Raw genomic sequence first — 265 nt, 5'->3', positions numbered from 1 at the left:
TCTGGTCGATAAAACCGCCAAAATCGGTTTCGGCAAGCACCCTGTAGGCGGACGCGTAGCAATCCGGATCGTTTTCCGCATCGCGCGCGCGAAGCCGGTCGATGATTTCGGGGTTCTTTTCCTGAAAGGCCTCCGTCAACCAGCGGGAAAGCGAGGCATTGTGGTGATCGGCGGGCGTGCCGGCCTGGAGAGCGGCCAACCGGGCAAGGACGCGCTCTCGCTCCTCCGGCGTGCGCCCCGCAACGGTGGACAGGAGAACCAGCCG

1 pseudogene is annotated in these 265 nt (G+C 64.2%); it reads right to left on the bottom strand.

Annotation, left to right across the window (positions count from 1 at the left end):
• Positions 1–265, bottom strand: a pseudogene (locus ACOZK4_RS26025) (alpha/beta hydrolase); the annotation flags it as partial.

It is taken from the genome of Shinella sp. M27 (assembly GCF_049199905.1).
Taxonomy (GTDB): domain Bacteria; phylum Pseudomonadota; class Alphaproteobacteria; order Rhizobiales; family Rhizobiaceae; genus Shinella.
The sequence above is the reverse complement of the archived record's forward strand: the minus strand, read 5'-3'. Positions and strand labels throughout refer to the sequence as shown.